Annotated in this window: 13 protein-coding genes; 6 read left to right on the top strand and 7 right to left on the bottom strand. The window is 61.5% G+C overall.

The window, feature by feature from the left end:
• Positions 1 to 10: 10 nt before the first annotated feature.
• The 4 genes from fusA to AABE20_RS07815 form a co-directional block, all read right to left on the bottom strand.
• Positions 11 to 2098 (bottom strand): elongation factor G, encoded by a 2088-nt coding sequence (gene fusA, locus AABE20_RS07830; RefSeq protein ID WP_338332548.1) that lies wholly within the window; start codon positions 2096 to 2098, stop codon positions 11 to 13.
• Positions 2099 to 2329: 231 nt separating this feature from the next.
• Positions 2330 to 2635, bottom strand: a complete 306-nt coding sequence (rpmB, locus tag AABE20_RS07825) for a 50S ribosomal protein L28 (RefSeq protein ID WP_338332547.1) — start codon at positions 2633 to 2635, stop codon at positions 2330 to 2332.
• Positions 2636 to 2754: 119 nt separating this feature from the next.
• On the bottom strand, positions 2755 to 3069 hold the full coding sequence (locus AABE20_RS07820; RefSeq protein ID WP_408740786.1) for a hypothetical protein: 315 nt from the start codon (positions 3067 to 3069) through the stop codon (positions 2755 to 2757).
• A 65-nt stretch (positions 3070 to 3134) separates the two neighbouring features.
• Positions 3135 to 4877: an ABCB family ABC transporter ATP-binding protein/permease gene (locus tag AABE20_RS07815; RefSeq protein WP_338332629.1), complete on the bottom strand. Its 1743-nt coding sequence runs from the start codon at positions 4875 to 4877 to the stop codon at positions 3135 to 3137.
• Between the two features lie 182 nt (positions 4878 to 5059).
• Between AABE20_RS07815 and AABE20_RS07810 the strand changes: the two genes are divergently transcribed.
• On the top strand, positions 5060 to 5932 hold the full coding sequence (locus AABE20_RS07810; RefSeq protein WP_338332546.1) for an NUDIX hydrolase: 873 nt from the start codon (positions 5060 to 5062) through the stop codon (positions 5930 to 5932).
• On the opposite strand, the gene AABE20_RS07805 is transcribed toward AABE20_RS07810, so the two are convergent.
• Genes AABE20_RS07805 through AABE20_RS07795 form a run of 3 tightly spaced genes read right to left on the bottom strand, consistent with a single transcriptional unit; the run spans position 5924 to position 13550 of the window.
• Complete coding sequence (locus AABE20_RS07805) at positions 5924 to 8875, bottom strand: [protein-PII] uridylyltransferase (RefSeq protein WP_338332545.1); 2952 nt, start codon at positions 8873 to 8875, stop codon at positions 5924 to 5926. The two genes, AABE20_RS07810 and AABE20_RS07805, sit on opposite strands and share 9 nt — an antisense overlap.
• Before the next feature lie 46 nt (positions 8876 to 8921).
• On the bottom strand, positions 8922 to 11588 hold the full coding sequence (mutS, locus tag AABE20_RS07800; RefSeq protein ID WP_338332544.1) for a DNA mismatch repair protein MutS: 2667 nt from the start codon (positions 11586 to 11588) through the stop codon (positions 8922 to 8924).
• A gap of 15 nt (positions 11589 to 11603) precedes the next feature.
• Positions 11604 to 13550: a tetratricopeptide repeat protein gene (locus tag AABE20_RS07795; protein ID WP_338332543.1), complete on the bottom strand. Its 1947-nt coding sequence runs from the start codon at positions 13548 to 13550 to the stop codon at positions 11604 to 11606.
• 102 nt (positions 13551 to 13652) lie between these two features.
• Between AABE20_RS07795 and AABE20_RS07790 the strand changes: the two genes are divergently transcribed.
• From AABE20_RS07790 to AABE20_RS07770, 5 genes are all read left to right on the top strand, one after another.
• Positions 13653 to 15158 (top strand): carboxypeptidase M32, encoded by a 1506-nt coding sequence (locus AABE20_RS07790; protein WP_338332542.1) that lies wholly within the window; start codon positions 13653 to 13655, stop codon positions 15156 to 15158.
• Positions 15159 to 15320: 162 nt separating this feature from the next.
• Positions 15321 to 16472, top strand: coding sequence for an L-dopachrome tautomerase-related protein (locus AABE20_RS07785; RefSeq protein ID WP_408740784.1), 1152 nt, complete (start codon positions 15321 to 15323; stop codon positions 16470 to 16472).
• 65 nt (positions 16473 to 16537) lie between these two features.
• Positions 16538 to 17938 (top strand): threonine synthase, encoded by a 1401-nt coding sequence (gene thrC / locus AABE20_RS07780; protein ID WP_338332541.1) that lies wholly within the window; start codon positions 16538 to 16540, stop codon positions 17936 to 17938.
• Positions 17939 to 18002: 64 nt separating this feature from the next.
• Positions 18003 to 19268 (top strand): M16 family metallopeptidase, encoded by a 1266-nt coding sequence (locus tag AABE20_RS07775; protein ID WP_338332540.1) that lies wholly within the window; start codon positions 18003 to 18005, stop codon positions 19266 to 19268.
• Positions 19265 to 20605, top strand: coding sequence for a TldD/PmbA family protein (locus AABE20_RS07770; RefSeq protein WP_338332539.1), 1341 nt, complete (start codon positions 19265 to 19267; stop codon positions 20603 to 20605). Before AABE20_RS07775 ends, AABE20_RS07770 begins: the two co-directional genes overlap by 4 nt.
• Positions 20606 to 20612: the final 7 nt, after the last annotated feature.

Here is a 20612-nt window from a genome sequence, read left to right as displayed (position 1 = left end):
GATGAAGAACTTAGCGGGACTGCGCCATGATTTCGTCTGCCACGTTACGCGGCACCGGATCATAGTGATGGAACTGCATGGTAAAGGACGCACGGCCCTTGGTCATGGAGCGCAGGTGGGAAATGTAACCAAACATTTCCTTCAGCGGCACATGAGCACGCACCATAACCGTGGAACCCGAGGTTTCCTGGCTCTGGATCATACCACGGCGGCGGTTAAGATCGCCCACAACGTCACCAACGTGATCGTTCGGGGTGGTCACTTCCACGTCCATGATCGGTTCCAGAATAACCGGACCAGCGTTCTTCATACCGTCACGAAAGCAGGCCTTTGCCGCGATTTCGAACGCCAGAGCGGACGAGTCAACGTCATGGTACTTACCGTCGAGCAGGGTGAACTTGAAGTCAACCGTGGGGAAGCCAGCCAGCACGCCCGTGGAGGACTGCATGCGGATCCCTTTTTCAACCGCAGGAATGTATTCCTTCGGCACGGTGCCACCAACAACCTTGTTCTCGAACGAAATACCTTCGTTCCGTTCAACCGGCTCGAAGGAGATCTTCACTTCTGCGAACTGACCCGAACCACCAGACTGCTTCTTGTGGGTATAGGTTTCCGTGTGCGGCTTGGAGATGGTTTCACGGTAGGCCACCTGCGGCGCACCCACGTTTGCATCCACACCATATTCACGACGCAGACGGTCGATAATGATGTCCAGATGCAACTCGCCCATGCCGGACAGAATGGTCTGACCCGTTTCCTGATCCGTCTTCAGCTGCAGGGAGGGATCTTCACCAGCCAGCTTCTGCAGGGCCAGTGTCATCTTTTCCACAGCATCCTTGGTTTTCGGTTCGACGGAAATGTCGATAACCGGAACCGGGAAGGACATACGTTCCAGAACAACCGGATCGGAGGCATCGGCCAGCGTGTCACCCGTCTGGGAGTCTTTCAGACCCACGAACGCGGCAATATCACCAGCATGCACTTCGCTCAGTTCCACGCGCTTGTCAGCGTGCATCTGATAGATACGGCCAATACGTTCCTTATGGCCCTTGGTGGTGTTCAGAACGGTATCACCGGTCTTGAGAACGCCACGATAGACGCGCACGAAGGTCAGCGTGCCGTACTTGTCGTTGATGATCTTGAACGCAAGGCCAGCAAACTTGCCGTTGGGGTCAACCGGCAGGATGGGCTGGGATGCTTCGTCTTCGTCCTCACCTTCGGGGGGGGCGCAACGAATGCCTTCAACGTCGTTAGGAGCGGGCAGGTAGTCAATGATCCCGTCGAGCAGGGGCTGCACGCCCTTGTTCTTGAACGCCGTGCCGCACAGAACCGGACGGAATTCGCCAGAGATCGCACCTTTTTTGATGCAGCGCTTCAGAGTTTCAACGGAAACGTCGCCGTTTTCGAAGTACTCTTCCATGGCTTTTTCATCAACAGCCAGAGCGGTGTCCAGCAGTTCCTGACGCGCTTCCGCAGCTTTTTCCTTCAGGTCAGCCGGGATTTCTTCATCATGGAACTTCGCGCCCAGTTCACCGCCTTCCCAGACGATGGCCTTCATTTCAACCAGATCGACAACGCCGAGGAACTGGTCTTCCGCACCGATGGGCAGCTGAAGGGGAATAGCAACGATGTCCAGCTTTTCCTTCAGCGTGTCGAATGCACGGTAGAAGTCAGCGCCGGTACGGTCGAGCTTGTTGATGAAGATGATACGCGGAACGTTGTAGCGGTCAGCCAGACGCCAGTTGGTTTCGGACTGCGGCTGAACACCGGCAACACCTTCGATGATGAACACAGCACCATCGAGCACGCGCAGCGAACGGTTCACTTCAATGTTGAAGTCAATGTGTCCGGGGGTGTCAATGATGTTGATCCGGTGATCTTTCCAGTCACAGGTCACGGCGGCGGAGGTGATGGTAATACCACGCTCACGTTCTTGCGCCATGTAGTCCGTGGTGGTGTTGCCTTCGTGCACTTCACCAATCTTATGGGACACGCCGGTGTAGTACAGAATACGTTCGGTCGTGGTTGTCTTACCAGCGTCAATATGCGCGGTGATACCGATATTGCGGATCTTGGACAGATCAGTTGTGGCGGACACGAAAACCTCCAGAAAACAGGTAAGGCGCGACAGGAGAACCCTCGCGCCTGTGGCCGCCGAACGCCGTATGGTGCCACCTGAAAATATTTTTTTCAGGAAGCCGGCTGCCGGACACCGGCCGATAGACAAAAGCGCCTGACAAGAAGTGGCAGACGCCTGAACCGCAGAAACCGGGTTCTGTCACCCAATGTGGCAGACCCCGGTTCCCACGGATAGACAAAAAGCCCTGAATCAGGCGCCTGTGGCGGCCTGCTTCTTGGCCTGCACACGCAGAACGCGGCGCTTGATAACCTGTGCTTCCGTGGGGAGCTTGCGGTTAGGCGTGCTCAGCAGGAAGGAATCCAGGCCACCATTGTGCTCAATGGTGCGCAGGCCGCGCGTGCTAACACGCATACGGACGGCAGAACCGAGGATTTCAGACGTCAGGGATGCTTCCTGCAGGTTGGGCAGAAAGCGACGACGGGACTTGTTGTTGGCATGACTGACGTTATTTCCGGTCAGCACGCCTTTGCCGGTGATCTGGCAACGACGGGACATTGTCTCATCCTTGTCTTAAACAAAAAAGGAACTAGAGGGCCGAGACAAATGCCCGGCGACCACATTCAGGATTGGCGCGGCTTATGACTGAGCCATCGCCTCCAGTCAAGGGTTGAAGCTCAGGCTTTGTCGCTTTCGCTGCCACCATCGGCCATGACGGAGGCATGAACATCGCCCAAACGCACGCTTTGCGCGGCGGAGTCAAGGATGCGCAGAATGGTCTCCTTGTCCATGCTGCGGGCCATCACACCCAGCGATCCGCCCAGCAATGCCGAGGCCACAGCCAGTGGCGGGAACTTTTCGTTCCGCAAATGGTCAATGGCGTGTTCAATCACCATTGCGCAGCGGGCAAGGTCTTCGGGCACATCCATGCGCTGTTCGGCGCTGGCTGCATTTTCTGGCTCCGTTGTGGCGTGTGCGTGGGTATCCGCCATGTTTTTACTCCTTACGTTTTTTGCAGCATCCGCCGGATTCGGCGCGATGGCAACGACCTGTTGGGTCAGCCCTCCCCCGTGGCCTGTGCAGCCCACATGGCCGCGTAATGGCCCTGTGCCGCCAGCAGTTGCGCATGTGTGCCACGCTCCACAACCAGCCCGTGCCCCATAACCAGAATTTCGTCCGCGTCCACAATAGTGGAAAGCCGGTGCGCGATCACAAGGGTGGTCCGGTTGGCCGAGACAGTTTTAAGGGCTGCCTGAATTTCTTTTTCCGTATGTGTGTCCAACGCGCTCGTGGCCTCGTCAAGCACAAGAACGCGTGGGTCTTTCAAAATCGTGCGGGCTATGGCCACACGCTGCTTTTCCCCACCGGAGAGCTTTAACCCCCGCTCTCCCACCTGTGTTTCGTACCCCTCGGGCAAAGTCATGATAAAATCATGGATCTGGGCCAGACGGGCCGCCTCCTCCACCTGCGCAGGTGTTGCCCCCAGCCGCCCGTAGGCGATGTTGTAGCCTATGCTGTCGTTGAACAGCACGGTATCTTGCGGAACAACGCCTATGGCCGCCCTCAGGTCTGCCTGACGGTAATGCCGCACATCGTGACCATCCACCACAACGGCCCCCGACCACGTATCGTAAAAACGGAACAGCAGGCGGCTTATGGTGGATTTGCCCGCCCCCGTGCTGCCCACAATGGCAACCTTGTGGCCGGGCTGCACAGCAAAGCTGATCCCATGCAGGATTTCGCGCTCGGGCCGATACCCAAAATGCACGTCCTCAAAAGCGACCCGCGCGGGGGCTGAATCCGTCAGGCGCGTAGCAATGGGGAGCGGGCTTGCGGGATCGGCCACCTCCACATCCTCCTCCGTCAGGCTGAGCATGTGTTCAAGATCAACCAGTGCGGTGCGAATGCCCGAATACACGGAACCCAGAAAGTTCAGCGGGCCATAAAGCTGGAGCAGGTAGGTGTTGACCATAACAAAGTCCCCCACCGTAATATGCCCTGCCTCCACATCATGCCCGCCAAGCAGCATGATGGCGGCAAGCGAGATGGCAATAATGGCCGCCTGACCAAAGTTCAGCAGCCCCAGCGAGTACTGGGTTTTCATGGCGGCTTTTTCGTAACGGGCCTGTGCGTTGTCGTAGCGGCTGGCTTCGTGTTCCTCGTTGCCAAAATATTTCACGGTTTCGTAATTAAGCAGGCTGTCCAGCGCCCGGCCCGATGCCTCGCTATTGGTATCGTTCATGCGGCGGCGAATACCCAGCCGCCATGACGTAAACCGGACCGTGAACACAATGTAGGTCATGATCATCAGCGCGATCATGGCAACATAGGTCCAGTTGAACAGCCGCCAGATAACCCCCATGACCAGCAACGCCTGCAAAATGGTGGGGGAGAGGGACATCAGCATCCGCAGCAGGGTCTCCACGGCCTCGGTGCCCCGCTCTATGGCCCGTGTAACCCCGCCTGTGCGCCTGTCCAGATGGAAGCGTAGAGACAGCCTGTGCATATGCGCAAAGCTGCGATACGCCGCCTGCCGCGCAACACGGAAGCGTACGGGAGCAAACAGGGAATCCCGCAGGTTGGTCAGCGCCCCAGAGACAAGGCGCACCAGCCCGTAACTGACAATCAGCAATGCAGGGGCCATGGCCATGCTGTTGGGGTGCACAAACCTGTCGACCACCTTGCTATACATAATGGGCACAGCCAGCGTGGCCAGCTCTCCGGCCACAAGGACCACCAGCACCAACAGAACGCGCCAGCGCAACGCTTTGTTTTCCTGCGGCCAAAGGTAAGGCAACAAACGGGTAAAAGTATAGGAAACCGGCCTATTGAGTGGGCCAGACACTGCTCTACGGGGGGACATGCCCCCGGATGTGGCACGTCAGGCAGTTTTTGCAACCCCCCGCCACCTTGCCATGCCCGTTTTATGCCCCGATAACAGCGTTCGTGTTTTGGCACAGCAAGAACAGGACCTTTGCCCTTATGCCTTCCAATGCAAGCCCGTTCCTCCGGCACCTGACAGAGTGCAACACGGCCATTCTTCCGGGAGAGCGCGCCCCCCTTGCCCTTGGCGGCACCCCTGCGGGCTGGCTGGCCCCCGCATTGTTCACCCGCATGGAAAAAGCCGGATTTGGTACGCCAGACAAAGGTTTTAACATCCCCCACCCCGCAGAGCTTGAAGCCTTGGGCGAAGATCTGGCGCGGGAAGGATTTTACAAATCCCACCATGAACTGTTCGATGTTTACCCGGATATGGACCAGCCTGTTGTGGGCCGCATAGACCGTGGCGCCCTGCCCCTGTTCGGCTTTGTGGCAACGGGTGTGCACATGAACGGACTGGTGCGCAAGGCGGACGGGCTGCACCTGTGGACCGGGCGGCGGGCAGCCAACAAAAGGCTGGACCCCTCCAAACTGGACCATCTGGTGGCAGGCGGCATGCCCGCAGGCCACACCCCGCGTGAAGCACTGGTGAAGGAAGCGGCTGAAGAGGCCAGCATACCCGCGGCTTTGGCGGAACAGGCCGTGCAGTCCGGCAGGCTGGTCTATGCCCTTGACCGGGCAGAAGGTCTGCGGCGCGATATTTTATACTGCTACGACCTGTACCTGCCCGAAAGCTTTGAACCCAGCGCTGCCGATGGCGAGGTTGAAAGCTTTACCCTGCTCCCATTAACCGAAGCCTACCGCATTGTGCGCGATACGGACGCATTCAAGTTCAACGTCAATCTGGTGCTGATCGACCTGTTTCTGCGCACCGGGCTGATTGACCCCAACAGTGCAGAGGGCCACGCCCTGCGCACCGGGCTGGACCGGGGGCTTTCCCCCGCCAGCCCGGGACGGAGCGTAGTTTTAAGCTGAATAGCGGGCGTTGGCGCAGGCGGAGGCTTCGGCTTCCGCCTCCTTCAGCCCGGCCAGCAGACGTTCACGGATTTCCTCCAGCCGCTTCTTGTCCGTAATTTTGAGGCCGAACAGGTCCTTAACGTAGAACACGTCCACCGCCCGCACGCCGTATGTGGTAATATGGGCGGAGGCGATCTGAAGGTTCTCGCGGCTCATGGCGGCCGTTACGTCATGCAGCAGACCGGGGCGGTCGCGACCGTTAATTTCGATCACCGTATAGGTGTTGGACACGCCATTATCTACCACCACACGCGGGGGAACATGAATGGCGCGCATGCGTAGCGGCATGTGGCCAAAGCCCGCACGGGCAATTTCCGCCCCAATATCAAGCTGTCCGCTCAACCCCTGCTCAATCAGGGATGTCAGGCGGGCCAGACGGTGTGTTTCCTCATACGCCTGACCTGATGTGTCCTGAATCCAGAAGGTATCAAGCGCCATGCCGTGGGTCATGGTATGGATGCGCGCATCCACAATGGATGCCCCGGCCAGCGCCAGAGCGCCCGCGATCTTGGAAAACAGGCCCGGCACGTCCACCGTATAAACAGTTACTTCGGTCACACCCCGCGCAGGCAGGGGCAGAACCTCCACCGTAAGGGGTGCGCCGCGCGCATCGGCATCACGGATCAGGCGGGCATGGCGGCTGTGTGTTTCGTAATCGAACGACAGCCAGTACCCTGCGTAACCCAAGCCCAGAAAGTGCTCGATATCGCGCTGGGGCACACCCTCCTCGCCCAGAATTTCGGCTGTTACGTCCTTGGCGTGGCGCACGCGCACGTCGCGCTCCGTGGTGGACAGGCCACCGGCCAGCACCTCCGCCACGCGCAGATACAGCTCGCGCAGCAATGTGGCCTTCCATGCGTTCCACACGCGTGAACTTACCGCGCGCATATCCACAATGGTCAGCAGCAGCAGCAGGCGTAGCCGCTCGGGCGACTGCACAATATCGGCCACGTCCAGAATGGTCTTGGGGTCGTCAATATCACGCTGGAAAGCGGTATGGCTGAGCAGGAGGTGGTGGAGCACCAGCCACGAAACCGTTTCTGTCTCCTCCCCCGACATGCCAAGGCGGGGGCAGAGTTCGGCGGCAATTTCGGCCCCGATTTCCGAATGGTCGCCACCACGGCCTTTGGCCACATCATGCAGCAGCACGGCCATATACAGGGCGCGGCGCGAATGCAGGCCTTTGATCAGCTCATATGCAATGGGAATTTCGTCCGCCATGCGCCCGGTGGCCACTTCGTCCAGAATGCGAATGGCTTCCACCGTGTGCTCATCCACTGTGAACACATGGTAGGTATCAAACTGCATCTGCCCGACAATACGCGCCCAATCGGGAATAAGACGGCCAAAAATGCCGGTCTCGTTCAGAATATGCAGCCAGTAGGAATGGCCCGATGGCGGGTGGCTGCCATAAGCTGCGGAATAGACGGGCGTATTTTCCTCCGCTGGTGGTGGCGCCACAACGGCTGCCCCCCGCCTGCGCGGGCGCTGCTCGTCCTCGGAGGTATCGCCACACAGCAGGTCGAGAAAAATACGCGCAGCCTCTGGGTCATCACGCAGGGTAATGGCGCGGCGCTCCCAGCGAATAAGTTGGTGGCGGGCCAGCGGATGCAGCGGACGGCGGCGCAGACGCGCCCAGTCCAGAATCTGCATCATTTTAATGGGGTCCTGATCAAAGGACACACCCCGGTCTGGCAATATCTGCCCGTCCAGCAGGGTAAAGCCTGCCTCACGCATGGCCTCGTCCGGCTTGGCCGCATTGGCCACCGGCCCCTGTGCCTGCCGCAGCACGGCGGGTTCGAGCACATGGGTCAGACGCATGACTTCCCGCGCGGTCAGGAAGTAGTGGCGCATGAACCGCTCCACCCCATTCTGGCGGCCGTGGCGGGTGTAGCCCATGCGCGCGCCAATAACGGGCTGCATGTCAAACGTCAGGCGTTCTTCCGCCCGCCCGGCCACGTAATGCAGGTGCAGGCGCACGGTCCACAAAAAGTCCCATGACCGGCGCGCACGCGCGGCTTCCTGCTCCGTGAGCAGGCCCATCCATATAAATTCGGGGGCCAGCAGGTCGCGCACATGGCGGGTGCCAAAGGTGTTGCGGCACATCCAGTACAGGGTTTGCAGGTCCCGCAGGCCACCGCGCCCTTCCTTTATGTTGGGTTCGACCAGATAGGGACTATCCCCAAACTTGCGGTGCCGCTCCAGCCGCTCGCGCCGTTTGTCATGAATAAAGCCCGCAGCGCCCGCCTCCACGCAGGAGAGGATGTAGCGGGCCTCAAACATGGCAAAGAGGGCTGTATCCCCCTCCAGCAAGCGCGCATCCAGCAGGGCGGTGCGGACTGTTGTGTCCTTGGAGGCCTCGGCAATACATTCATCAATCGTGCGCGTGGCGTGGCCGACCTTGACCCCCAGATCCCACAGAAAATACAGCACGTATTCCACAACCGGGTGCGCGCGCTCCCCCGCCCCCTGCGCGATCAGGAACAGCAGATCAATATCGCTGAACGGGGCCAGAAGCCCGCGCCCGTACCCCCCCGTTGCGGCAACAGCAAAGCCTGAGCGCCCACCCATGGCCGGTGGTTCGTCCTGTGTTGTGGCCCGCACGGCCAGATCAACAATGGCGCGCAGCATGACATCGGCAAAGGTAGCAAGGGTTTTGGCCGCTGCGGCCCCCTTGAGTTCGTACCGCTCAAAGCGTTTGCGAACATCCGCCTGATACCGCCCCAGATGCCGCCGGAAAATGGCCACGGCCTCATCCCGCGGGGGGATGGCCGCATCATCTGGTGTGGCATCCCTCAACTCCCGCGTCAGGCACGCGGCAAGGGCTTCTGGCGTCAGGGTCGCCAGAACGGACATGTCGGTCTGCTGCCCGGCGGCAGCCTGTGCGGAAGAGGTGGGCATAGGGTTACGGGTTTAGCTCCTGAGGTCGATCGGGGGTTGGGGTGGATCAGCCGGGGGTGGGCAGGTCTGTCTCCTGCCCGGCCTGCCTGCGCAGATCGTACAGAATATCCAGCGCAGCCCTTGGGGTCAGACTATCCGGGTCAATCTCCATCAATCGTTTCTTTAACGTATTTTCGCATGGTGGGGGTAATGTCTTCTGTGTGTCAAAAAGCGGTAACGGTTCGGGTATGGTATTTTCAGCACGTTCAAGCTCACGCAGCAGCCGCCCGGCCCGCTCCACCACGCCAACAGGCACGCCAGCCAGCCGCGCCACATGCACACCCCAGCTTTTTTTTGCTGATCCTGCAAGCACTTCGTGCAAAAAAACGATCTGTCCGCGCCACTCCCGCACCGCCATTGTATGCAGGCACAAACGGGGCAATGTATCGACCAGACGGGACAGTTCGTGGAAGTGGGTTGCAAAAATTGCACGACAGCGCACCGTTGAATGCAGAGCCTCCAGCACCGACCATGCAATGGCCAGCCCGTCCAGCGTTGCCGTGCCCCGCCCGATTTCGTCCACCACAACCAGCGAGCGTGGCCCGGCCTGATTGAGGATAGCCGCCGTTTCGGTCATTTCCACCATAAAGGTGGAACGCCCACGGGCCAGATCGTCCGATGCGCCAACGCGGGAGAACAACTGGTCCACAATGCCAATACGCGCGCAATCCGCAGCAACAGGAAAGCCCCCCTGAGCCAGAATAACCGCCAGCGCCGTCTGCCGCAAAAAAGTGGATTTACCGGCCATGTTTGGCCCGGTCAGCAGCATAACCCGCCGCTGGGGCGCCAGCACGCAGCCATTGGGCGTAAAGCGCGCACCCGGTGGCAGGGCGGCCTCCACCACAGGGTGGCGGCAGCCCTGCAGATCAAACGCGGTATCCTCACTGACCTCGGGCCTGCACCACGTGCCCCCTGTGGCCAGCGATGCGCAGGACTGCAACACGTCCAGCACCGCCAGCGCCTGCGCCAGTTCGGGCAGTTCGCGCTCGGCCAGCACTTTGGCGGTCAGTTCCACAAAAACCAGTTTTTCGCGCTGGGCGGCTTTTTCCGCGGCCTCGGTAATGCGCACGTTCAGGCTGGCCAGTTCCTCTGTGGCAAACCGTGCGGTGCTGGCCGTGCCCTGGCGCAGAATAAGGTCCGGGTTGTCCTTGAGCCGCGCACTGGCCCCCACGGGCACTTCCATAACGTAACCAAGCTGCGCGTGATGACGAATTTTGAGATTGGACACCCCAAAGCGGGTTGCGTAATCGGCCTGCAAAGCGGCTATCAGGCGGCGTGAGTTATCACGCAAGGCACGGTGCTCATCCAGCTCCGCATCATAGCCTGCGGCAATCACGCCGCCATCATCCAGCCGGGCGGGAAGTTCCTCCGCCAGTGCTGTGTGCAACTCCGCCTCCAGCGCGCGGGCGGCCCCAAGCCAGCCTGTGGCATGGGCCAGAACCGTGGGAAGCTGTGCGGCCTGTGCGCCCTCCTGCCCCGCCAGAATACGCGCGGCCTCCCGCGCGGCCGCCAGCCCATCCCGAATACCGGCCATATCACGCGGCAACCCCCGCCCGAGCGAGAGGCGGCCCAGTGCGCGGGCAATATCGGGCGCTTTTTTCAGCGCATCACGCAGCGCCGCACACCGGGCGGTGTGGTCCTTGAGCCACCACCACCCCGCCTGCCGGGCGGCAATGGCATCCACCTGCGTAAGGGGGGACGCCAGCCACTCCGCCAGCATGCGCGCACCCGCAGCACTGACCGTGCGATTGATGGCGGTAAACAGGGTGTGTTCCACCCCACCATCCCGCGCACGCAAAATATCCAGACTGGCGCGGGTGGCCGGGTCTATCCCCAGCACGCCGCTCTGGCTTTGCGGAATGGGGTGGGCCAGCCGGGGGAGCCTGCCAGCCTGCGAGCGGCGCACGTAATCCACCGCCATGGCTGCGGCTATGCTCTCCTCGTCCGAGAACGTGCCAAAGGCTTCAATGCTCGCCACGTCAAACGCTGCGGCCAAACGCTGCTTTGCACTGCCCGGTGCGGGCAATGTGGCCTCTGGCGCGCGCCGGGCCTCGTAATCCCCCAGTTCCACGCCAGCAGTCGCCAGAATTTCCGCCGGGTCCAGCCTGCCCAGCAGAGCGGGCAGGCCGCTGGTGGGCAGGCTGGCGGTCTCGAACAAACCAGTGGAGACATCAATCCACGCAGCCCCAAGCTGCTCCGCCCCCTCAGGTGGCGCATCCTTGCGGCGCTTACCCCGCCCTCCCTCCGGCTGGCAGACCAGCGCAAGCAGCAGGTTGGAACGCCCCGGTTCCAGCAGTTCATCCTCGGTCAGGGTGCCGGGGGTCACCACACGCACAACCGCGCGGGCGAGTGGCCCTTTGCTGGCAGGCCGCCCCTTGCGTGGCACCTCGGTCTGCTCCGCCACCGCAACCCGGAACCCCCTGCGGATCAGGCGTTGCAAATAAGCCGGGGCGGCCGCAACTGGCACACCACACATGGCAATGGGTTCGCCCCCATGGTTGCCACGGGCGGTCAGGGCAATATCCAGTGCGGCGGCGGCGGCCGTGGCGTCATCAAAGAACAGTTCGTAAAAATCCCCCATCCTGAAGAACAGAAGGGCCTCGGGATTTTCCGCCTTGAGGGTAAACCATTGCGCCATGGCGGGTGTTGCGCCATCGGGAGAGATACGTGTCATGCCTGCATCATAAAGCTACATTGCGTGGGAGCAACCACCCGGCCCCACCGCCCGCGCCGCCACGTGCTCCAGCCAGAGCGTTGCGGTGGCAAGCGGGATGCGCCAACTGGTCCTGTCGTCCTGTGGGGCTGGCTGGCGGGTAATCTGCACCGAGGGGTACCACAAACTGCGCTCCAGCACACCGGGGCTTACGCCTGTATCTGGCAAAAGCGTGGTGTCCGGGGCAACGGAGCCGCCCGCCCAGCGCCAGTCCCCTCCATACCGGTCAAGCAGCAGGGTTGGTTTGCCCAGCAGCCCCGCCAGATGGACAATCATGGTGTCCACACTCACCACCGCATCCAGCCCGGCTATGACCTGCGCCGTGACCAACAGGTCTCCCTTTGGCAAAGGCGTGAGCGGCACGGGACTGCCCGCAGGGGTCACGCACGGTTGCAAGGCCTGAAAGGCAAGCCCTTCAACCGCTGCCAGCCCGCCCAGCAACGCCGGGTCCAGCGAGCGCCGCCGGTCAAACTGGTAACGCGGGTTACCCGACCAGCATAGACCAACCCGCAATCCGCCTTGCCTGCAAGGGGCTTGTGGGGCCGCAAAGCACGCCGTATCGGGTTGCCATGCAAAAGGGGCTGCCACTCCAAGCCTGTGGGGCAGGCTGAGCAGGCTACAGCATGCCTGTGCCCGACCTGCCTGCTCTGGCGCCACCAGTTCCACACGCCCTCCCCATTGGGGCAGCAAAGCCTGCACAAAGGAGCGCATAGTCTGTGGCACCAGCAGGCAGACCCGCACCTTTTGGGCTGCCAGCCCCACGTAACGCAGGAACTGCAAGGCATCACCCAACCCCTGCTCGGCATAGAGCAGCACGGTCTGGGCTGCTGCCGTTCCATCCCATTCGGGCATAGCGGCAACGCAGGAGGGAGGGGCCAGCAGGCCGGTGCGGGCCTCAAACAGGTTCCAACCCCTGGCAAACTGGCCAGTGGATAGGCACAGGCTCCCAAGGTCCAGTGCTGCACGGGCATGGTCCTGCGGCGTGGTGGCCTGCTGCATGGCCTGCTTAAACATCTCCTCTGCGGCCTGTGTGCGCCCGAGGTCCATCAACACCGTGCCGTAGTTCAGCGCCAGACGGGCATCCCCCGTGCGTAGCCTGTAGGCCGCGCCCAGTTCGTGCTCGGCTCCGTGCAGTCTGCCTTGCGCCATAAGCACCAACCCAAGGTTGGTTCGCGTTTCCGCCACATCGGGCGCCAGTGTTGCAGACAGGCGCAAGGCTTGTTCAGCCGCCTCATACCGGTGTTGGGCAAACAGGGCGGCACCGTGGTTTGCCAGTACCTGCGGATTGTTGGGCATGGCCTGCGCCACACGCCTGAAGTGTGGTTCCGCCTCCGCCATACGCCCGGCCTGTTCAAGCACCATGGCGTGTAGGTTCTGTGCGGCAATATCCTCCTCCTCCAGCGCCAGAGCACGCGCGGACAGGGTTGTTGCTTCCGCCGCCCGGCCACACCGGGCCACAAAAGCCGCAAGCGCCATATGCCGCCCCTGCTCCAGCGGACGCAGGGCCAGTGCTTTTTTGAACGCCCGCTCGGCATCGGGCAGACGGCCCGCTTTCTCCAGTATCTGGCCCATGGCGTCATGCGCGCGGGGGTCATTGGGGGTGGCAAGTATGGCCACGTTGGCAGCAGCCCGCGCTGGCTCCACGTGCCCCAGTTCCAGCAGGGCCAGCCCCAGTGTGATATGGAAAAAAGGTTCAGGCGCCAGCCGCACGGCTCTGTCCGCCAGAGCTACGGCGGCTCCCGCATTCCCCCCCGCACGTGCAACGCAGGCCATGGCGTGCCAGCTGTACGCATCCGTGGGGTTGAGGTGCAAATGCGTGCGCAAAAGGGATTCGGCCTGCACCGCATCCCCCTGCGCCAGACAGGCCAGCGCCACATCGGCCAACGGCGGCGTACCCTGCGTGTCTGCTTTTTTCTTATCCATGCTGGCAGGCACCCATGTTTTACGACCAAAGCAGGTTGGAAAGGCGGGTCTGCGCGATCAGACACGTTTCGTTTGCGTGCGTGATGCTGTACCATCCCATGCATGAATAAAGCCTATCTTTCCCTCGAACGCCACTTTGCGCGCCTTTCCTCTCTCAATGATGCTCTTGGCATTCTGGGCTGGGACAAAGAGGTTATCATGCCATCGGGTGCGGCCGAGCGCCGGGCGGAAAATCTGGCCATGCTTGAAGGGCTGCGGCACGAAATTCTGACAGCCCCCGTTATGGCCGACCTGCTGGCCGAGGCCGATGCAGGGGATGACGTGTGGCGCACCGCCAATCTGGCGCAGATGCGCAGGCAGCATACACAGGCCACCGCCCTGCCGGGGGACCTGGTGGAAGCCAGCGCGCAGGCCACCGCCCGGTGCGAAATGGCATGGCGCACCGCGCGCGAGAACAGTGATTTCAAAAGCCTTGAACCGCATCTGGCCGAAGTGCTGCGCCTGACAAGGGAAACCGCCATAGCCACGGGCGAGGCCATGGGCCTGACCACGTACGATGCCCTGCTGGACAGTTTTGACCCCGGCACACGGCAGGCCGATATTGACCCCATTTTTACCTCTCTGGCCGCGGACCTGCCCGAACTGATTGGCGCCGTGCTGGAAAAGCAGGCCAGCCTGCCTGCGATAACCGCTCCCGCAGGCCCCTTCCCCATTGCCGAGCAGGAAGCCCTTGGCCGCCGCCTGATGCAACGGATGGGTTTTGATGCAACACGCGGCAGGCTGGACGTGAGCGCGCACCCATTCTGCGGCGGGGCCACGCATGATGTGCGCCTGACCACGCGGTACGTGGAAGCCGACTTTATTCCCGCCATGATGGGGGTCCTGCACGAAACCGGGCACGCTCTATACGAAATGGGACTCCCTGCCGAATGGGCCAGCCAGCCCGTTGGCCAGTCTGGCGGCATGACCCTGCATGAAAGCCAGTCCCTTCTGATGGAAATGCAGTTCTGCCGCTCTCTTACTTTTGCAAACTGGCTGGCTCCACAGGTCCGCAGCAGTTTTGGCGTAGCAGACAACGCCACAGGGTGGGATGGCTCCAGCTTGCACCGCCACCTGACGCATGCTGAACCCGGCTTTATTCGTGTTGATGCGGACGAGGTGACATACCCCGCCCATATTCTTGTGCGCTATGAGCTGGAAAAAGCCCTGATCTCGGGCGATCTGGCGCTGGCCGACCTGCCTGCCGCCTTTAACGACCGCCTGCACGCCCTGCTGGGGCTGCACGTGCCAGACGACCGGCGTGGCTGCTTGCAGGATATTCACTGGCCCGCAGGGCTGTTCGGCTACTTCCCCTGCTACGCGCTGGGCGCCATGACGGCTGCTCAACTGCGCACCGCAGCCTGCACGGCCAACCCGGCCATTCTGCCCGCTATTGGTCAGGGCGACTTTGCTCCCCTGCTGGCATGGCTGCGCCAGAACGTGCATGGCCGCGCCCGTAGCACCACCATGTCCCAGATCGTGCAGGATGCGACCGGCAAACCACTGGACGCCACGGCCTACCTGACCCACATCCGCCGCCGCTACCTTGAGCGCGCACCGGATGCATAAGCCCGGCCATGCCTGCATTGTTGGCATAAGGGCACCGGCCTACTCCCTGCGCCACGGCACACCGGCCCTGCACACAAGGCGTTTGCAAGGCCGGGCCATGGGGCGGAAAATCCCGTTTACGTTTTTATGCCACAAAGCCCCACCAACCGGATGCCCGCGCGCATGACAGCTCCTTTTTTCCGCCTTTCCTCCCCATCCCGTCGCGCGGCTTTTGGTCTGCTCGCCGCCATGCTGGCCCTGCCAGTTGCCAGCCCCCCTTCATGGGCGCTGCATATGCCCAAAGTGGCGGAACTGCCTGCCAGCGCGCTCCAGCCCTTCATGCAGTCCAACAGCCAGATATGGGACGCCATTGTCCCCCTGCCAGACGGGCGCATGCTGCTGGAGGCCCCGGCATGGGTGGGCAATACCGGTCCCCAGCTTTTTGTGCGCACCACGGACGGGCAACTGGCACCATGGCCCAATGCCGCGTGGAATAGCCCCGAGGGCGATGCCTCCAGCCGGTTTGTAGCCCTTGGCGGGCTGACCAGAACAGCGGATGGCCACATATGGGTGCTCGACAGCGGCGTAACCAACCGCAGGAACCCACCTGTAGCCCCCCCCAAACTGGTGGAAATTGACCCCGCCACCAACGCGGTGCTCCGCACGGTGCCCGTACAGGCCAGCGCCCTGCGGCCGGGGAGCATTCTCTCCGGCATTGCGGTGCATGGCACAACCGCCTATGTGCCGGATTCCGGCGTGGCTGGCCTGCTGGTGATCGACACGGCCTCCGCCACGGCCAAACGCTTTCTGGACCACCACCCGGACCTGATCGCCAGCCGCCCGATTGTAACGCCCAACGGCCCTGTGCGCGACAGTTCGGGCCATTACGCAGCGGTGGACGCCAGCATGGTTGCTGTCAGCCCCGATGGGTCGTGGATTGTGCTGCAAGCCCCCGGGCAATACCTCTCCCGCGTGTCCACCTCCATTTTCAATGACCCGGACATAACCCCCGCAGCGTTTGAGGAAAGCGTGACCCAGTGGTTCAAAACCCCATCGCTGGGCGGCATGACCATTGATAACGACGGCACCCTGTACTGGGCCGACATTACAACAGCGAGCATTCTCAGCTACACTACGGGGCGTGTGCCACGCAGGCTGATTACCGACCCACGCCTGCAATGGCCCACCACACCGGGGCTGGATGGGCACGGGCACCTATATGTTTCGGCCAGCCAGATTGACCACAGCACGGCCTTTGGCGCACCCGCGGCCACCCTTACATGGCCGATCACCATTTATGAGCTGACCCTGCCCACAACACCTCCGCCGGGCTAGTGTCTGGCCGAATTTATCTTACAAGCCACTTCGCGGCATCCGTCATTCAGGATATAAACGCCCTCATGCGCTACATTTCCACACGCGGGAATGCTCCCGTTCTTTCTTTTTCCGATGTCCTGCTGAGTGGCCTTGCCGAAGATGGCGGGCTGTACCTGCCGCAGACATGGCCCGAATTTTCGCTGGCCGACTGGCAGGCCATGCGTGTCCTGCCCTACCCGGAGCTGGCCGCACGGATTCTGGCCCGCTTTACCGGCTCCGATATTGATGAGGACACGCTCAAAACCCTATGCGCCAAAGCCTATGCAGGTTTTGACCACCCCGCCATTGTGCCGCTGACACAGGTGGAAGACGGGCTGTTTGTGCAAGAGCTGTTCCACGGCCCAACCCTTGCCTTCAAGGACATGGCCATGCAGGTGCTTGGCCAGCTGTTTGAACACGTGCTGACCCAGCGCGACGAGCATGTCACCATTGTTGGCGCAACATCGGGCGATACAGGCTCCGCCGCCATTGAGGCCTGCCGTGGCCGCAAGCGCCTGTCCGTCATTATTCTGCACCCCAAAGGCCGCACGTCCGAAGTGCAGCGCAGGCAGATGACCACGGTGCGCGAACCCAACGTGACCAACCTTGCGGTGGAAGGCACGTTTGATGACTGTCAGGATCTGGTCAAAAGCCTGTTTGCGGATATTCCTTTCCGCCGGGAAATGCACCTGTCCGCCGTCAACTCCATCAACTGGGCCAGAATTGCCGCGCAAATTCCGTATTATGTGCATGCAGCCCTTGCGCTGGGCGCGCCTGAGCGTGAAGTCTCCTTTGCCGTGCCTACGGGCAACTTTGGCAACATTCTGGCCGCATGGGCCGCGCGCAAGATGGGCCTGCCCATCCGCCAGCTTTGTGTCGGGTCCAACCGGAATGATATTCTGACCCGCTTCCTCAACGCCAATGACATGACCATCAAAGGGGTGGTGCCCAGCCTCTCCCCCTCCATGGACATTCAAGTCTCCTCCAACTTTGAACGCCTGCTGTTTGAACTGCTCGGGCGCGACGCCACGGCCTGCGCGCGCATTATGACCGGATTCCGCAGCACGGGGCATATGGATGTGCCTGCGGAAGTCTGGGAGAACGCCCGCACCCTGTTCTGCGGTCTGGCACTGGACGACGCCCAGACCGAGGCCGAGATCCGCACCCTGCACCAGCGTTCCAACTATATGGCCGACCCGCACTCCGCCATTGGCATTGCCGCAGGCCGCCGCTTCCGCCAGCCGGGCATTCCCATGGTGGCCGAAGCCACGGCCCACCCGGCCAAGTTCCCCGATGCCATGGTGGCCGCTACGGGTATTCACCCCGCACTGCCCGTGCATCTGGCCGACCTGTTTGAGCGTGAAGAGCGTTACCGCACGGTCCCCGCAACCGAGGGCGCCATAAAGGACGCGGTGCGTGCCGCAGTCCTTTCCAACGCTGGCTGAATAAAACACCCTCCCCCATTGCAGGGCTGCCCACGCGGCGGCCCTGCTGTTTTTCAGGACGAGAATGACAGACCCCATCCAGCTAACCCGCCTGCCCTCCGGCCTGACCGTTGTGACCGAACGCATGGACCGTGTGGAAACCGTTTCCTTCGGAGCCTATATTTCCGCTGGCACCCGGAATGAAACCGCGGCGGAAAATGGCGTATCCCATTTTCTGGAACACATGGCCTTCAAAGGCACCACAAGCCGCTCCGCCCTGCGTATTGCCGAAGAGATTGAAAACGTGGGCGGGCACATTAACGCCTATACCGCGCGCGAACAGACGGTGTTCTACGTCAAGCTCCTCAAGGAAAACCTTGGGCTGGGGATCGACATTATTGGCGATATTCTGACCCACTCCACGTTTGACGCAGCCGAGCTTGAGCGCGAACGCGGCGTAATCTTGCAAGAAATCGGTCAGGCGAACGACACACCAGATGACGTGGTGTTTGACCATTTTCAGGAAACCGCCTTCCCCAACCAGCCCATGGGTCGCCCTATTCTGGGCACGGAAGAGCTGATCAAGGGTATGCAGCGTGACACGCTGACCTCCTACATGAGCACGCATTACAACCCGTCCAACATGATTGTGGCGGCTGCGGGCAATCTGGAGCATGCATCGGTCGTGGCACAGGTGGAGCAGCATTTTGCTCACCTGCCCACAACCAAGGCCCCAGCCATGGAACCCGCCCTTTACGCTGGTGGCGAGTTCCGGCAAGTCAAGGAACTGGATCAGGCGCATATTGTGCTTGGCTTCCCCTCCACCGGCTACCATGACCCCGATTATTACGCGGCCCTGCTCCTTTCCACCCTGCTGGGCGGTGGCATGTCCTCCCGCCTGTTTCAGGAAATCCGGGAAAAACGCGGACTGGTCTATTCGGTCTATTCCTTCAATGCACCGTTTGAAGGCGGTGGCGTGTTCGGCGTCTATGCCGGCACGGGGGAAAAGGAATGTGCCGAGCTTATTCCCGTTACACTTGAGGAACTCCGCAAGGTGCAGCTTGGCGTGAGCATGGACGAACTGGTGCGGGCGCGGGCGCAGCTTAAATCCTCGTTGCTCATGTCGCTCGAAAGCACGGGCAGCCGGTGCGAGCAGATTGCCCGCCAGCTCCAGATTTTTGGCCGCGTTATTCCCACGCAGGAAACGGTCAACAAGATCGAAGCCGTGACACAGGAAGACATCTGCCGTGCGGCTGCGCGTATTTTTGCAGGCACGCCCACACTTGCAGCCCTTGGTCCCATCGGCCACATTCCTTCCCTGCAAAGCATCAAGGAGACACTGGCAGCATGACGCAACAGCCCCTCGACCTTATTGCCGATCTGGTTAAGCTCGCCCGCGCCAGCGGGGCCGATGCAGCAGACGCCGTTTTTGTCAGCAGCACGGCCGTAGGCGCTGGCGTGCGCAACGGCGTGACGGAAGAACTGGAACGCTCGGAAACAACCGATCTGGGGTTGAGGGTTTTTGTGGGCCGCAAAAACGCCATTGTCTCCACCACAACCCCTGACCGGGCTAAATTTGGCGCTCTGGTGGACCAGGCGCTGGCCATGGCCCGCGTGCTGCCAGACGACCAGTATGCCGGTCTGGCGCCCGGCGCCATGCAGGGTATCTTCCAGACCAACGCGCTGGAACTGGCCGACCCGGCCGAGCCGGACACCGCCGCCCTGCTGGAACGCGCCAAGGCGGGGGAGGAAGCAGCCCTTGCCATAAAAGGCGTGACCAACAGTGCGGGGAGCAGTGCCTCGTGCGGGCGGACGGATATTACTCTGGCCACCTCTGCGGGGTTTGCTGGCACGTATAGCCGCACCAGCCACTCCAACTCGGTCTGTGTTCTGGCAGGTGCTGGCGATGGTATGCAGCGTGATTATGACTACCACGGTACAGTCTGGCTCCATGACCTGAAGGACGCGGCAGAGCTGGGCCGCAATGCAGGGCAGAAAGCCGTAGCACGCCTGAACCCCAGCCGCCCCAAAACAGGCCGCTACCCCGTTGTGTTTGACCCACGGGTTGCGGGCAGTTTTCTGGGCCATTTTGTCGGTGCCATTACGGGCACAGCCATTGCCCGTGGCACGTCCTTCCTTAAAGACAAAATGGGGCAGGCCATTTTTGCCAGCACTGTTGGCATTACCGATGACCCAACCCGCGTAAAGGGCCTGCGCTCCCGCCCGTTTGATGGCGAAGGCATGGCGGTTACCCCGCTCTCGCTCGTGCAGGATGGTGTTTTGCAGACATGGGTGCTGGACAGCCGCAGCGCCCGCCAGCTTGGCCTGCAAAGCAACGCCCGCGCGGCCCGTGGCACGGCAAGCCCGCCCGGCCCCTCCGCCAGCAACCTGTTCTTTGAACCCGGCGCCCGCTCCCCCACGGAATTGATGGCCGATATTAAGGAAGGACTCTACATTACAGAAATGATGGGTTCCTCCATTAACGGCCTGACGGGCGATTACAGCCGTGGAGCCTCGGGCTTCATGATCCGTAATGGCCAGATTGCCGAACCGGTGGCGGGCTTTACCCTTGCCGGCAACCTGCTGGAAATTTTTGCTTCCATCACATTAGCCAACGATCTGGTATTCCGTTTTGGCACCGACGCCCCCACATTACGGACAGATGCCCTGAATACCGCAGGGGCCTAACTGTTAG

Origin of the sequence: Acetobacter zythi, from assembly GCF_963921165.1 — a bacterium.
In the GTDB taxonomy this organism is placed as follows: Bacteria; Pseudomonadota; Alphaproteobacteria; order Acetobacterales; family Acetobacteraceae; genus Acetobacter.
The sequence above is the reverse complement of the archived record's forward strand: the minus strand, read 5'-3'. Positions and strand labels throughout refer to the sequence as shown.